Annotated in this window: 11 protein-coding genes and 3 pseudogenes; 12 read left to right on the forward strand and 2 right to left on the reverse strand. The window is 51.2% G+C overall.

Annotated elements, in window-relative coordinates:
- The first annotated feature begins 822 nt into the window (after positions 1 to 822).
- The 12 genes and pseudogenes from FEI13_RS18140 to FEI13_RS19215 form a co-directional block, all read left to right on the forward strand.
- Positions 823 to 1,449 (forward strand): hypothetical protein, encoded by a 627-nt coding sequence (locus FEI13_RS18140; protein WP_138182911.1) that lies wholly within the window; start codon positions 823 to 825, stop codon positions 1,447 to 1,449.
- A gap of 142 nt (positions 1,450 to 1,591) precedes the next feature.
- A pseudogene (locus FEI13_RS18145) lies at positions 1,592 to 2,355 on the forward strand (IS5 family transposase); the annotation flags it as partial.
- A 725-nt stretch (positions 2,356 to 3,080) separates the two neighbouring features.
- Positions 3,081 to 4,112 carry a transporter substrate-binding domain-containing protein gene (locus FEI13_RS18150; RefSeq protein WP_138182912.1) on the forward strand — a complete coding sequence of 344 codons (1,032 nt, stop codon included), beginning with the start codon at positions 3,081 to 3,083 and terminating at the stop codon, positions 4,110 to 4,112.
- Between the two features lie 612 nt (positions 4,113 to 4,724).
- Positions 4,725 to 5,081, forward strand: a complete 357-nt coding sequence (locus FEI13_RS18155; protein ID WP_138182913.1) for a hypothetical protein — start codon at positions 4,725 to 4,727, stop codon at positions 5,079 to 5,081.
- Positions 5,082 to 5,255: 174 nt separating this feature from the next.
- Complete coding sequence (locus FEI13_RS18160) at positions 5,256 to 5,696, forward strand: hypothetical protein (protein WP_138182914.1); 441 nt, start codon at positions 5,256 to 5,258, stop codon at positions 5,694 to 5,696.
- Between the two features lie 276 nt (positions 5,697 to 5,972).
- Complete coding sequence (locus tag FEI13_RS18165) at positions 5,973 to 6,323, forward strand: lysozyme inhibitor LprI family protein (protein ID WP_240036573.1); 351 nt, start codon at positions 5,973 to 5,975, stop codon at positions 6,321 to 6,323.
- Positions 6,324 to 6,477: 154 nt separating this feature from the next.
- Positions 6,478 to 7,455 carry a hypothetical protein gene (locus FEI13_RS18170; RefSeq protein ID WP_138182916.1) on the forward strand — a complete coding sequence of 326 codons (978 nt, stop codon included), beginning with the start codon at positions 6,478 to 6,480 and terminating at the stop codon, positions 7,453 to 7,455.
- A gap of 356 nt (positions 7,456 to 7,811) precedes the next feature.
- Positions 7,812 to 8,102, forward strand: coding sequence for a hypothetical protein (locus FEI13_RS18175; protein ID WP_138182917.1), 291 nt, complete (start codon positions 7,812 to 7,814; stop codon positions 8,100 to 8,102).
- Between the two features lie 263 nt (positions 8,103 to 8,365).
- Positions 8,366 to 8,782, forward strand: a complete 417-nt coding sequence (locus FEI13_RS18180) for a cupin domain-containing protein (protein ID WP_138182918.1) — start codon at positions 8,366 to 8,368, stop codon at positions 8,780 to 8,782.
- A 76-nt stretch (positions 8,783 to 8,858) separates the two neighbouring features.
- Positions 8,859 to 9,044 (forward strand): annotated as a pseudogene (locus FEI13_RS19555) (IS5/IS1182 family transposase); the annotation flags it as partial.
- Between the two features lie 201 nt (positions 9,045 to 9,245).
- Positions 9,246 to 10,568 (forward strand): tetratricopeptide repeat protein, encoded by a 1,323-nt coding sequence (locus tag FEI13_RS18185; protein ID WP_138182919.1) that lies wholly within the window; start codon positions 9,246 to 9,248, stop codon positions 10,566 to 10,568.
- Between the two features lie 132 nt (positions 10,569 to 10,700).
- Positions 10,701 to 11,104, forward strand: a pseudogene (locus tag FEI13_RS19215) (transposase); the annotation flags it as partial.
- A gap of 52 nt (positions 11,105 to 11,156) precedes the next feature.
- Here the strand turns inward: FEI13_RS19215 and FEI13_RS18195 are convergent.
- Together FEI13_RS18195 and FEI13_RS18200 are read right to left on the reverse strand one after the other, a co-directional pair.
- Positions 11,157 to 12,263 carry an endonuclease/exonuclease/phosphatase family protein gene (locus FEI13_RS18195; RefSeq protein ID WP_138182920.1) on the reverse strand — a complete coding sequence of 369 codons (1,107 nt, stop codon included), beginning with the start codon at positions 12,261 to 12,263 and terminating at the stop codon, positions 11,157 to 11,159.
- A 28-nt stretch (positions 12,264 to 12,291) separates the two neighbouring features.
- Positions 12,292 to 13,383, reverse strand: coding sequence for a hypothetical protein (locus tag FEI13_RS18200; protein WP_138182921.1), 1,092 nt, complete (start codon positions 13,381 to 13,383; stop codon positions 12,292 to 12,294).
- Between the last annotated feature and the right edge of the window lie 1,498 nt (positions 13,384 to 14,881).

Raw genomic sequence — 14,881 nt, forward strand, 5'->3', positions numbered from 1 at the left:
GCTAGCAGCTTCAGGGCCATGGTATGCCTGGCGTGCATAGACCGTTGCCTGCGAGCGGACTTTTCGGACAAAACCTAATCCATTAAAATATAATTTATCTGTGCTGTGTATTATGTGGATTAACCTCTTGTTTTTATGAAAGGATGGCAAGATACAGAATGCATGAAAAATTTGCGCTGTAGAGAGAGGGGATCATTGCCTATATCAACCATGTATTTTCTCAAAATGATTACGCAAACTGAAGGATTCATGACTACAGTAAAAAAACAGTATGTATCTATATGCCGAGCTTCTGTCCTGAGAGGGGAGCATGGGGGGACATCATGAGTGCATAGCATCGGGTGCTCCTAGAGTTGCTTAGCAGTAGCTATACTTGCTAACGAGTCCCGGGGAATAAATGATTCGGGAACCGAGATCTCTCTTATGTTCATGAATCATTTCGGCTATAGGATGGTTCGTTAGTAGAGGCTGGCCAAGATCTATAGGCAATTTTTAATCATGTTTGCCCTAGCCAATCTAGTGATGGCGATACGATGAAAAGCCCGAACAGTTGTGGGTAGTGTGTCTTGAGTCTAGTCGTTGCTGGCGGATAAACCGGCTGTAAAGGAAAACAGACCCCCTGAGGTGGTGCTAAGATAACCGATGAGGCGTCAAATTTGCTATTTTGAGCACTTGAGCAGGCCAAATTCTTGTTTTCAGCAGTTTCCTAAGACGTGCAAGATAACGTAGCAATTGGGTGCGCTTTTACAAAATCACAGGCTATGTCTATGCGGGTTAAAAAAATAGTAAAAACTTAAACAACTACATGAAGGAGATATAGAAATGAATATTGAAGAATTAACAGCAAAGCAAATGAGAGAATCTCAAACCATATCCATTACTGGTGTTGTTATCGAGAACAAGTTGAAAGGTGTTGTCATAATAATCCCTTGCTTATGTGTGCAAGACTCACCAGACAATCCTTGCCCATGTACAGATCTAAGTAAGATATTAATTTCAAAAAACAATATCGTCGGCGATATTGTGCCTATTGATAAAAAGTCTATCGATGGAGAGTCTTTATCGCTTGTGACCATTGATCGAAATGCAACTGTTTTAGTTGAACACACTGCTTCGGTTAATGCTGAAAATGCCATAGCAGTAACTCATAAATTGTCTCTACCCAAGCCGACATTTCCATTTCCTTTTCCCACAAGTACAGGTCCAACGTTCCCTTACCCTGATCCTAAAGACCCAGAAGATCCTGAAGTTATGTATTTTTTGGGTTCAGTAATCGGGGGGCTGGTTAAAAAATATGGCCCTACAGTTGCTGCTGGCGTTGTCGGGGCGATTGGGGGCTGGTTGACTAGTGATGATAAGACATGCACAAAAGAAACAACATCTGCTACCACTACAAACGCAGATGGTAGCATTACAAGAACTACGAATATTGTCGAAACATGTAAATAATATGAAGGTGTTGTTAATAGGTGTATAAATTCTAATAAGCCAAATTAAGGAAGCGCTGAATAAGTCCCGCCGCAGCTGTCTGTCTGGTAGACACCGGCGGGGTGAATTTAGCGATCCTGCTACCGTCTGACATAGCTCACTGCTGAAGCAAATCTCGCTCGCCTAGGCTGAGCACCAGAACAAAAAGACGGTTACCCGCCGTGAGCGTTTACTGTCCAGATAAATTCTCTGGTGCCATGGCAACGGCTGCCAGGTGTGCTGTCGCCGTCCTACTTCCCGAACGCAGCGGGCAAGCGGAACCGGCCGCCGAACGGCTTGGAGCGCATGCTACGGATCTACTTCCTGCAACAGTGGTATGCGCTCGCCGACGAAGCACTGGAAGATGCCATCTACGACAGCCCGTCCATGCGCGATTCTACCGGTATCGACTTGGCCATCGAGAGCTTGCCGGACGCGACCACGCTGCGGCGCTTCCGTCATCTGCTGGAGAAGCATGCTTTGACCCAGCGGATCTTTGAGGAGATCAACGCCAGCCTGGTCGAGCAGGGCTGTTCCATGCGCGAGGGCACGATTGTTTACGCCACCTTCGTGGCGGCCGCACCTTCCACCAAGGATAAGCCCACGCAGCGCGATCCGGAGATGAAGCAGACCAAGAAGGGCAACCAGTGGTATTTCGGCCTGAAGGCCCACATCGGCGTCCCACAGTGTCGCCGCTTCGCCGATGTCAGCATGGCTGGCTACCTGGTCAGGACTGACGAGGAGCGGGTATCCGGCGACGCGGGCTACACCGGCATGGAGAAGTACCTGCATGAAGAGAAGGGTGCCCCGGGATCCAAGTGCTGCGTTGCCGCAAAACGCGGCGCCATCAAGAAGATGGGCGAAAGCCCCATGAAGACGCTGCTGCTGGCGGGAAGGGGGCAGGGTGATGCTGACGGTGCCAGCGTGTCCTGAAGCTGGCCTGGCAGCCGGAAAAGCCGATTGCCAAGACAAATAGGGCACATGACATGATCATGCCGTGGTTGCTGAGACGATGATCTGGCCAAGATGAACGGTTCACCCGACCAAAACCAAATTGTTCAGCGGTTCTTTAGGGAGAGCCGATACAGGAGGAAGCATGTTTAGAAAAATCTAACCTGATTTAAGCAGCATCTCTCCAGACCTCTACCGAATAAAAAACTTAATTATAATATTCGTTTTTAGTAATAATCGCTATTGGGTGCAACATAATATTTTTATCCATTAGAAATCTCCTTATTGTCTTTAAGCACCTCTCCTGAATCTAATATAAAAATACTAGCTCCATAATCAAGCCCGATGACCAATTTTCTTAAATTATTACGCACGTCGCAGCATCCTTGATTAGACTGGCCCGTATGTATCCAAATGTAGCGTTGCTGGCTGTAGCAGGCTGACAGCAGGGATAATTTTGGCTTTTTAATGTAGTGGCTTTTATGGCGACTGCTTAGCGGTAGCTTTGTCGTAGAGAGTTTCAAAAATGGCAGTGAGGTGCTCAGAGCAAATCACGGATCTGTCCATAATGTAATAGCGTTGTACTTGGAACTTGAGACCGCCAAGTGTCCATCCGAGGCGGGCAGCTGAAGAGCTTGAAGCTAGTAAAAAAGGGGATTGAGATGATTTTAAAGAGAGCATTTGTGGGTCTTGCACTTCTGACAACACTTCTCTCAGGAGCGGCCTCGGCACAGGCGCAGGAGATTTCCTGCAACTCGACATATACTACGGAGCGTGGGGACTCGCTCTCTGATATAGCAAAACGCGCATACGACAATCCGCGAGCATATCAGAACCTCTTCGACGTCAATCCGGGCGTGTTGACCAGCCCGAATGTCGTTCCCATCGGCGCAGACCTCTTCATTCCATGTCTGAACGACACCAAGCAGCCTCCCTCCGGTGATTTGCCGGAAATCCGGGCGGCGAATTCACGGGATATCGAGTTCCTGACGGGAACGAACTACGCGCCCTATGTGGGAGAAAATCTTCCCAATGGTGGTTTCAGCACCGAGCTTATTCATCGTGCGATGCAGTTCGGCGGTCAGCCCGCAAACTACCTGGTCGACGTGAGCAGGGATTGGGGGACACATTTGCAGCCGCTCCTGGAAAACGGCAAGTACGATATCGGTTATCCTTGGTTCAAGCCGGATTGCAGCAACACCGCCAACCTCGGCCGGGCCTCGACTTGGCGCTGCGAAAACCTCCTCTGGTCGCGTCCTCTACACGAAATCGTGGTTACCTTTTATGGGCGCGCGGGAGAGGTCGAGAATATCAGCACCGCCTCGGATGCCAGCGGTATGACGCTGTGCCGGCCCGACGGGTATTTCACGCATGACCTTGAGGCGGCCGGCCTTGTCGCACCGACCATCACTCGGGAGGCGCCCGCCACGCCGGAGGACTGCTTCGAGATGCTGGCCGCAAAGGAGGCGGACCTAGTCTCGGTCAACATTGACACTGCCGATCGCATCATCCAAAGCCTAGGGATGGAAGAGCGCACTGCCGAGGTGATAGACCTGTCCACGATTCAGACTCTTCATGCGGTCGGAATGCGGACCAATCCGCAATCTCGCATCATCCTTCGCCGGCTAGACAAGGGCCTGAAGGCTATCCAGGAAAGCGGGCAATTCCGGGAGGTCGCCGCAAAGCATCTGTGACCGACGGCGGCCAGTGACTGCGGTCGTTGGCCTCCAGCACTGTGATTTTGCGGGCCATACAGATCGGTGCGCATGCTATTCGTCATTCCACCACCAACTCCTGACGACATACCCGCGCTCCGGGCCCCCTATTTATCAATATAGTTGTCACCTAAACGGATTGAGAGGTGATCAATGTCCGTTACCCCGCAGAGCAGTGACTGAGAGGGGAGAGTTACCTCCATCCCGTACTCTCACGCCACCAATGGGATGATTCACTCCCAACCCTACACTGGCATCGATGAACCACTTTGAGCGATAAGAGTTCACTGTTTAAGGAGAGCATCCCGTGAGCATTTCACCGGTGGTGTCCACTTCTGTTGGGCAAGATCAACGAGATGGACTATAGCCGGTAGCGCCGGCACAGTGCGACTGGAATGATAAGTCCTGAGGCATTCAAGGCCTGAATGATCGCTTAGATCGATGTCCACGACTGTTAGGTAAGATCATTGCCATTGAGGCTGTCACGTAGGGCAGTGAGGTGCTCAAGACGTCAACCGGGGCCCGTCCATATTATAATAGAGTTGTACTTGGAACCTGAGTAAAAATGAACAAAATTGCCAGGAGTCTAAAATGTCCAATTTTGTGGGTGTTGTCGGAATTGCCGTAATTGCAGCAGGCGCTGCTATCTCGACTAAGCCATCGGCAGGGGAGCTGGAGATTTACATTGTTGATCAACTTCAGACACAGATGGCAAATCTTTCATATGATAATAAAGACGACTCTATTACTGCGATCATGAAGCTCACATGTCAGTTCAAGCCCCAAAATTGTGCTCAAGCATTACGAGCACTGATGAATATTCAGATTGAAGATTATGCAGTTGGGCAATTGGCTGCTATCTATATGGGAAACAAAAACGAACCAGCTCTGATTTGCATTGGTGCATTTAAAAACTGGTGGTGTAATGAATATAATTCTTCAACATAGAGTTGTATGCGGCGCCAATAATCACTGATAAAATATTAAAAAAGAGGGCGTAAAAATACTGGAATAAATTAAGTTTACATGCTTATACTTTATTTGCCATTATATGCAGGCAAGGTATATCAAAGTACTTAACATGTTGGCCAGCATTTCCTATCAGGAGAAGAGGAATATGTCATGCGTAAACTCTATGTGTGGTTGGTTTTAATGTTGACACCTATGGGTGTAATTGCTGAAGACACACTAGTTGTCGATGGCTATACGCTGACCATTATCTGCAAATCTGAAGAAGCTCTTACATCACTAGTTGAAACTATCTATAATGCTCCTCTACTTGAAGCTGAATCAACCTATAAAAATCCAGCCGGATGCGCTAAAATTCGTATACGTGTTATTGATGTAAATTCTCAGACTCATAATGTCATACCTACCAAAGATTTTCCAGGTTTCACTCACATAGTTAAAGTAGATTTCGGCAGTAAATGTAACATGGATGGCCAACAGTTAGGCGAATGCCATATGTTACTGCTACGCTCTATACTATTTGGAATTCACGGAGATTTTTTTAAAAACCTTGTTAGTATATCGCCGCACAGGAGCCCTTATGAATTTGTTTAAATAGGTGCAAGAATGATCTGAAGGTTAAGTGAGTAAAAAAGCTTGCCCTCTAAAATCTCTGGCGGACTGCAAATATTAGGCGGATAGCTTTTTGTAGACACTCATTTTCACGAATAAGCGATTTTGGCGAAGAAAGTCGTCCCGAATCACACCTACTATAATTTGATTGCTGCCATAGAGTCATTAAATTTATTGCATGACATATTTGCTTGCAATGTTATTAGTATCCAAAAGTAAGATACTTTATTTTTATTTATCCGGAGATGGTGGTTGACTATGAGGCTGATTTTATCACTCCTTGTTGTAGTTTTCCTGAATCCGTCGTCAGTCATTGCACAATCCTATTGCAACGGCTCGAACCAGCGCGATGCTAACATCTGCGCCAAACAAAAATGGGAGATCGCGGACCAGAAGCTAAATCAACTCTGGAACGAAGTTAAGGCATTGGCGGACGCTCGTGGAACCGGCCAGGTTCTCCTCGACGAACAACGTGCATGGCTGAGGCGTCGCGACGCGCATTGTGAGCCGGAATTGGAAGAAGGTGGCAGCGCCGATTACATGTTTTATTGGTCATGTATGGAAGAACAGACTTTGCAGCGGATTGAAGTATTGAGGGCCCTCCGTTAGTTCCAATGCTGTCGCCTTGGCGGTGGATTAGAAATGTTTGATCAACTCTTAACTAGCCACGCAAAGCCTGTATAATGATGATTATCATAGGCGGTGTCGAGCCAATACCCAGATTTAATGCATATGCAGGGTCAATGCAACCCAAGGGGGCACAATGTTTCATTCATTAAAGAGTATGGCAGGGCTTACAGTCACGGCCCTCTTAGCGTTACCGACGCATGGTGTTGCAGAGGTTGCAGAGATCGAGCATGTTAGGCTACAGGAGCCTTGCAATGGAAAGTCTGGCCTCGCTATTGTCAGTTATTCGTGGTTTGAGGCCAGCACAACTCCTGAAACTGAGCATATATTCAGTGACTTGTGTCTCGATTTTGACGCCATGAAAGTTTTTAGCGTCGAGAATTCAGACGAGTTGAGACCTGCTTATCAAGCCCCCGGCCAGATGACCTACCATTCAAACCCGCCGGGATATCCCGATAGATATCAGGAAGTGGTGACTCTATCGAACGACATCCTTTTCCATCATGACGATGAGGGGATGGAAGAGGTAGTGAATCTTCCCCGGCCCGAAGCCACTGGGGTTCTGAGCACTTTCACATGGGTCAAGGGTGCGGAGGCTCGCCCCTTGGATAGAATCGGCTTGGCCACAGCTTGGTTGCGTGGATATGTAGGAGGAGAGCCACTACAAAACAAACGACAAGCTGGCAGGTACTTTGGTTCTGTTGCTGAGAATATGTTAGGAACGAAGCAAACCGATTCTGAGCTTTCAGGTTTAGGGTTCTATATGGGTTCCGAGGTTGTGGTTACAGGGGGTAGTGCCGAAGTCCATTTGCGATCTCCCGCACAGGTGGCTGCTGTCCGTGATGCAACTGCAACCATGATGCTTGACTTCGAGGGCGACGAGATCACGGGTAGCGGCACATTTCAGGCCGAGAACGCTCTCTTGTCACCCACCACCGACAGGGTCTGGAAACACTTCGACCTCGAAACTGCCGGCGTGACCGGAAAACTGACAGGCGAAGACGGTAACCATATGTATGTACTAGTGATATGGGAGGGAACCTATACAGACTTTGCCGGTGACTCATACCCCGCTAATTCTGTCATGACATTCAATGCCATGCGTCAAGAGTAGCACTGGAAAAAAGAAATCATGAACTGTGATATAAAAAGATCATACAGAAACATTTTTTGCTGCTGCCGTAACTATAGCATGTCCTCTGACCGCCGGGGGTTATTTTATCGGTGTCTGGCAACCCTATAGCCGTCTTGCCGAATGTCTGGGCTCGATGACGGTAGCACCTGACCGATGTAGAGCGTTGTTCTCCGGAGGCTAGGAATATGTCGACTGGCTTGTGCGAGATTTGCGGAGGTCGCGGCTTCGATCGTGACAATCATGTCTGCATCCATTGCGCCGGTTCCGGCAGGGATCCCTACCGCAAGGCGCGAGGTAGCGAGGGTCCCGGCTCGCCTAGGCGAAAGGGCAGGGCCATGCCCCTGCCGAGATCGCTACAAGCCATCCTCTTGATGTTAGCGTTCGCAGGCGGCGCAGTTTCCTATATCAGCTCCGACGGATCGATAGAGTACGCAGGCCTTGGCGCTGTGCTAGTACTCGTAACAGGGCTTGTTATAGCCTATGCGTTACGAAATCTGATCCCCCTCTTGATCCTCGCAGTTGCCTTCTACTTCATCGACCAGGCCCTGTGGGAGGGATTGGCTGTGCCCAAGGTAATAAATATGGTCTTCGCGATCGTCATTCAAGCTTATGCGGAGGTGTTCTGATCTTGGCTCATTCGTCAGGGTGAGTGTCAGGGAAATCCAACTTCCAGGTAATAAAGACCACTTTGCGGCTTCATAAACTAACCGCTGACTCAGTTAGTGTAAGGCGCTGACAGTGCCATCCCTTCAGAGAAAATTGATCAGCATTTACCAAAATGTGGCTATCTTGGGCGGTTGGACTATAGTTGTAGATGAGCGCGCCGCGAACCTTAACTGCGGAGATATTGCTAGATCATGCTCTGCCCTGACGGGATTGGAGGTCTACCATGAAACTGCTGACGTGGGCGGCTGGTGCCGCTTTAGTAATTGCATCATCCTGGAGTGTGGCTCAAGACCTGACGGAAATCGATAAACCAGCCTCAGAGTTGGAAGAGGTGTTGGCACAAGAAATCGATCTTCCCCCTGGAGACCAATCTGTTCGAGTGGTTCGAGTAGCGATGGAGCCTCACACCGCCGCTGCTTGGCACTCTCATCCAAGCCCTGTCTATGTGTATGTCATCGAAGGAGAAGTGACGCTTGAGGTGGAGGGCGAGACCAAGACGGTAAAAGCGGGAGAAGCGGTGGCTGAACCCTTGGATGCCCGGATGCGGGCAATAAATACGACCGACCAGCCGGCGCGAGCGGTGGTGTTCCAGATCAGCCCGAAAGAGAAGGCGTTCTTGGAGGAGGAAGCGCAAAACTAAACATTAAGATATTGCCGTTGGCATTTTTTCGAAGGAGCGCCTACTGGCGCACCTGTATTAGGGATGGTGCTGACTAAGGGCCAGCACCAGCGCCACGGCTGAGCACTCGTTCCATGTCATCAAGAACCTCTGCGGCTACCGGAAGGTTTGCTTCAAGGGGGTGGCCAAGAATCAGTCGTAGATGTTCAGTCTATACTTTATTGAGAATATGGTGCTGGCGGGAAGGTGCCAGGGCGATGCTGAAGGGGCGAATGCGTCTTGAATCTGACCTGACAGCCGGATACCCCGGCTGCTAGGGAAAACAGACCACTTGCGGTGATCAGCAAGTGCTCGCTGACACAGTGCTTGAGCCTCGCTGATCGCTTCAGGCACCTGTGTCTGAATTGTTCAGCGGTTCCCTAGATGAACAGCAAATCGCCTTCTTGTACTGTAAATACATGATAATCGATGGAGTAGCTGTCCTATGCTTCGCCATGACCGCTATGGTTTGCCTCTATCGACAAGCTCCGATCTCGCGGTCGAACAGTACCAAACGGGCCTCGATCTCCTCCTCTCGCTTTGGCCGGGGACAGCACAAACCTTGGAAGAGGCGATCACCGCTGATCCGTCCTTTGCCCTGGCGTATGCGGCGCGCGCACGCCTTCATGCCATTCAAGCCGAATCTGCGGAGGCGCGCTCTAGAATCGTTACCGCCGAGGAACTCGTTGCCCGGCATGGGACCGAGCGGGAGCGGAGTCATGTCGGCGTCCTGTCCCTCGCTATCAACGGCCAGTCCGTTAAAGCGCTCAATGGCGCGCTTGCGCACGTCGACCGCTGGCCGCAGGACATTTTGATCATGTCGCTGCCTCTCGGAGCCTTCGGCCTCTTTGCCTTTTCCGGCATGGCAGATCATGACCAGGCACGGGTGGATCTTTGCGAGCGCCACGCCCGACACTTCGAGGCCGATGACTGGTGGTTCCTGACCTACCGGGGCTGGGCCCATGGCGAGAATGGCAACATAACGCTCGGCCGGGAGCTGACGCAGCGTGCCCTGGAGGTACGTCGAAACAATGTGAATGCCGCCCATGCCTTCGCCCATGTGCTCCATGAGTCCGGAGCCAGCGAGGAGGCCGAGGCGCATATCACCGACTGGTTGCCGGTATACAACCGAAGCGGAATTCTGCATGGCCATATCGCCTGGCACGGTGCGCTGGTTGCGCTGGAGAAAGGCGATGCGGAGCGTGCGTTGGCTATCTACGGGGAGCATGTCGCGCCTTCCGCCTCGACGGGGGTGCCGATCAACGTGGTCAGTGACACCTCGTCGTTCCTGTGGCGTCTCCAGGCCTATGACCATGCCGTCCCGGCGGGACTATGGGATGAAGCGGCGACGTATGCGTCCCATTACTTCCGTCAGGCCGGCTTCCCCTTCGCCGATTTCCATATGGCACTTATCGCAGCGGCGACCGGCGACTTTAGAGCGCTGGAGAGCCGCGTGGCGGCGCTGACCGATCTGGTCGAAACCGGATCACTCCCCGCAGGCCCTGTGGTACCTGCGATCTGCCGAGCCGCCCGGGCCTTCGCCGAGGAGGACTACGCCGGCTGCGCGCGCCTGCTGGAACCCAAGGCAAACGAGGTCGTGCGGATTGGCGGCAGCGGCGCTCAGCGGGAGATCGTCGAAGATACCCTGCTCGTGTCGCTGATGCGCAGCGGCGAGGCGGACAAGGCACGGGCCCTGCTCGACAAGCGATTGCACCGTCGGCCGTCGCCGCGCGATACGCGCTGGCGCAATTCCCTCGTGTCCGGATAGGCCTGCGCCGCAGGCGTTGCCTGTTTCCCTGAGTCGCGCCGAGTCTTGCATTCGCGTCTGCTAGGTTCGGCCATCTCGGCTCGATAGCTCAGAGAGAATATGCAGATGGCATCACTAATCGAGGTGCTGATGGCCACGGTAGACAAGGTGGCCAATGTCACCATGGCCGGTGCCTTGGTCCGTGATGAAGATAAGCGCGTATACGGCGACGCGGGCTACACCGGTATGTGGAAGCATCTCGACGAAGAGAAGGATGCCCCGGATTCCCGGTGCTGTGTTGCCGCCAAGCGTGGCACCATCAAGAAGTTGGCAGACATCCCCATGAACCCCTTGCTACTGGCGATCGAGAAGGCCAAGGCCCCCATCCGTGCCAATGTTGAGCACCTTTTCATGTCATCAAGAACCACTTCGGCTACCGGAAGGTGCGTTAAAAGGGGCTGGCCAAGAACCAAGCCCAGTTATTCGGCCTTTTCGGGCCGACTAACCTTGTGTGGATCGGCGATGCCAAAGCATGGCCAGCAGTTTTATCGCGATAGTATAGTGCGCGTGCATGAAGCGGTTCTTTCGTGCCAGATTTTAAGTAAGAAGCTAGTTTTCTTTGCATACCAATTGACTGTCAATAATGTCGTTCAGGCGTCCACCACTGATCCCCCTGATACGAATAAGCTGCTCAACGCGGCTCCACGGGCGTCCATCGATAATAAGCTGTGCTCTAGCGGGGCCTATGTGTGGTAGTTTTTGTAATGTCTCAAAATCACTTGTGTTGAGATCAATGCAATATACTGGATCGTTAGCGGCAGGGAGAGAGCTATAGATACTTATTGGCGTGAACGGTCTTAAGGTCATCTCGGCACTACCCAGAGCTAGATACACTGGGGCATGGTCAGACACTTCATCAAGTGCCCGAGTATGATCGATGCCGAAAAGGGCAGGGAATTTCACGATCCCTCGCTCGGACACATTCAACTTGCCTTTGATTTTCCAGATATTGTCATAGAGGTTCACATATCGGCCACTCGTGGCACTCAGAGTCGTGGCTCCTTGTGTGATCGCTGGGATCACGCCTTGTTCGCGAAGGGACTCCCAGGCGTCATGGTGGGGCACGAGGTTGAAGTCGCCCATTAGCAAGCGCGGCGTGTCTTGATAAGCCTCGCCCAGCCATTCCCAGTAGTCTGCCAGGGCCTCAATCTCTGGGAGCCGGTCGCCTAGGCTGCTCCCGTAGACCACGTGGACGTTGGCGACAGCAAATACTTGCCCGCTGCGCAGGCTACGGAATCTCGCGGAATAGGGCTCTCGAGCGAAGGTGTCGCCACTGTCGAAGAACACTGCTGCACCATCTACGTATTCCATAGCGCTGTCCCTCCAGAGGAAGGCGTAGTGTTCGCGGTAAGACGAGCGGCCGAGCGCATGGCTGGCCATCGACGACCAAGACTCGCCGGAGAGAGCCTCTACCTCAGCCTCGAGACTCTCGAGAGCCGCTTCGTTCATTAACTCCTGGATTGCAAGGAAATCAAAGTGGTTCGCAACGTGTGCCACCTTGTCGTAACGCTTGTCGTTGTCCCAACCGAGGTTTTGGATATTCCATGAGCCCAATATGACCTCGGCTACCCCTGGCAGCGGCGACAGGGCGATGGCAAACAGAAGAAGCGGGGCTAGGACTCGGCGCAATGAGAAACATTTTTGATCGTTGTGCATGGCGGTTCCTTGACCTTTCGGACAAATTCTAATCTCGATCAGCAGCCAGAGCTTGCAACACTTGGTGATCAAAGTAATAAGCCATGTGCGTCCGGCCAGTTACCCTTTCGATCAGAGGTCTGTTGAACAAGAGGCGATGGCTGTTTTCGGGATAATGATGCGCGTGGTCGGTGACCGCTTTACACAACCAATCAGACGGACTGTGGAAGTCGATCCAAACAGAGGGCGAATGTTGGAACAGCTGTTCGCGCTCTTCAGCCAGCCATTGTGAGCGGCAAGAAAGGACTGCTTCGGGAGAGCCGAGAGTGAATAAGTGGATTCGGTCGCAGTCGGCTGGATGGGGCCAATCGGCGAGTAGATCAATAGCAACGATTGAACCAAAGCTGTGCGCGACGATGAAAACTTCATCATAGGGCTCAGCCAGCACTCGATCGATGGTCTCAGCCACTCTGCGTCGGACACGTTCGCGCAGCCCTGCCTGCATTTCCCGCTGCTGATTCTCCAGATAGTCCTTTGAAAACATCGCCATTTGTGCCAGCTCATCTGCTCGGAAGGCTGATAGCAAGAGGGGTAAAATAAAGTATGGCGCTGAAGCCTCTACCCAAGCTGTGACTTCCATAAACCAGGCGTACAAAGGCTTTAGTGCAGGTACAGATTCTAGAAACGCTGGCTCAGGCGTAGCTCGCAGAGCCGCTGCCACCATCACTGTCAAAGAAATGTACCAAAGCACAAGCAAAACGCCTCCTGCCACGAGACCGATCGCAATCGTAGGTGAGAGACGCAATGCTGACAGGTTGCCCCGAGAGATCAGCCAGTAGAACACCAGCTCGAATCCATTAGCTAGCCGTTTCCAAGGACTCATTTCTGCTGACGAGGGCAACATGTCTGCCCAGTATGCTTCGAAGAGATCGATTCTCGGCCCCGGACGGGTGGCGCCACGCAGGGCTCTCGGCATCAGCCGTAGTCCCGATTCTCCACCTACTTTCATTGGCTCCGGAGACTGCATAGGTCGTATTTCATTATTGGCCAAGTTCTTCGCCAACAAATCGCGGCGCGAAAATCGCTCGACACGTTTTAGTCCCGGAATAAGGACTACGGCACGACGAACTTGTTCCGACATCAGCTACGCTCCTTGTGAATGGTCAGTGTTCCTGTCAGGTACTAGCGCTACTACAAAAATTACACTGTTGGCGAGTTTAGTATAGCCACCTTGGGTTGCTGCTCCTGTGCTACTGAATGTGGCACAGCCAACCAGGGGAGACATAATTTTTTTCGAAAAATCTGGTGTGCATTCCCATTAGACTGCTACGACTGCCTAGCCATGAGCGATTCGGCATAGACTTTGCGCGAGGGCACCATCGTCGCTGCCACCTTGGCCAGCGTTGCTGATGTCAGCAAACCAGAGCAGCTGAGCGGCATTATGACATACAGGGCTACGGCAACGCGGGTTGCCTCAGCATGCGGTGGTACCTTGGAGAGGGGAGGGGGACCGGGCTCCTTGTGCTGTATCGCTACCAGGCGCGGTGCCCTCAGGCAGCTGACAGCCTCATGAAGACGCTGATCTAGTTAGACGCAGTGGTTCAGCCGACTAGAAACTTTTTACGCAATTAGCTAAATATAAATTCAGTTATGTAGAATTTAGTGTAATTTAAATTTCATCCTAAGTTATTGATTTGTGTAACCCTAAGTACACAAGCAATAAGGGTTTGCGATAGATAAGTTCTACCATTTTCAATAACTCACTCAGTTACTCACAGATCGATTATGCAAACCTATGGATTCTTGACTAAATTCATAAACAGGATGTATCCAAATGTTGCGCTGCTGCCCTGAGATGGTGGTAGGGGTACATTATGTCTGCATGAACTCGGGCGCCCTTGAGGTAGCTTAGCGGTAGCTTTGCTAGCTAATCTACTGCCTACACCATGTGCTCGGGCACACTAGATAAATTCAAACAATAAGTGCATGACGTTCAATGCCTGCATTTCAAAATACAATCAAATGGGTAAATAGAGTTTTAAAGGAATAAATATTCGAAAGCCTTCTTATTTTCATTAATAAAGATTTTCTTTCTATGTGGCTAGTAGTGGCGCGGTTGGAGTGCATCATGATGATGATGACGGCACGGTGAAGGATAGAATAAAGTTACTGAACTGTCCTTGTACCTGATCCGGCTGCCCTTTGGCGCGCAGAGGGACATCTGAGGATGATTCCCTATCGTTATTAAATTTCAGTAAACCTCGTACCTCATCCGGGAAAGTCACCAATGTTAAGACGAACTTCATTCCCGATTTTTCAGTTGCTATTATTGGCTGTAACTGCCACGTGCCCGCCTGCAAGTGTGGCGCAGGTCGAGGTGGAGTTAACCACCTCAGTAGAACCAATACCGACCGAAGTGGCCGGGGTCCCTATACGCAGCTGGTCCTTGTTCCTTATATGCGAACCGTCCTGGATTCTGCAACGAGACCCTGATCGCTTGTGGAGTCTCTATTGGATATTCCTTGAACTCGGCCAAGCTCTCGGGCCGGAGCACGCAGCTGTCTAGGTTTTGTCCGAAAAGTCGGATGTGCTAATTTTTCCTATGTCGCAGCTGCATAGGTGACTTATGGCAGGACGCT

Source organism: Halomonas urmiana, from assembly GCF_005780185.1.
Lineage (GTDB): Bacteria > Pseudomonadota > Gammaproteobacteria > Pseudomonadales > Halomonadaceae > Halomonas > Halomonas urmiana.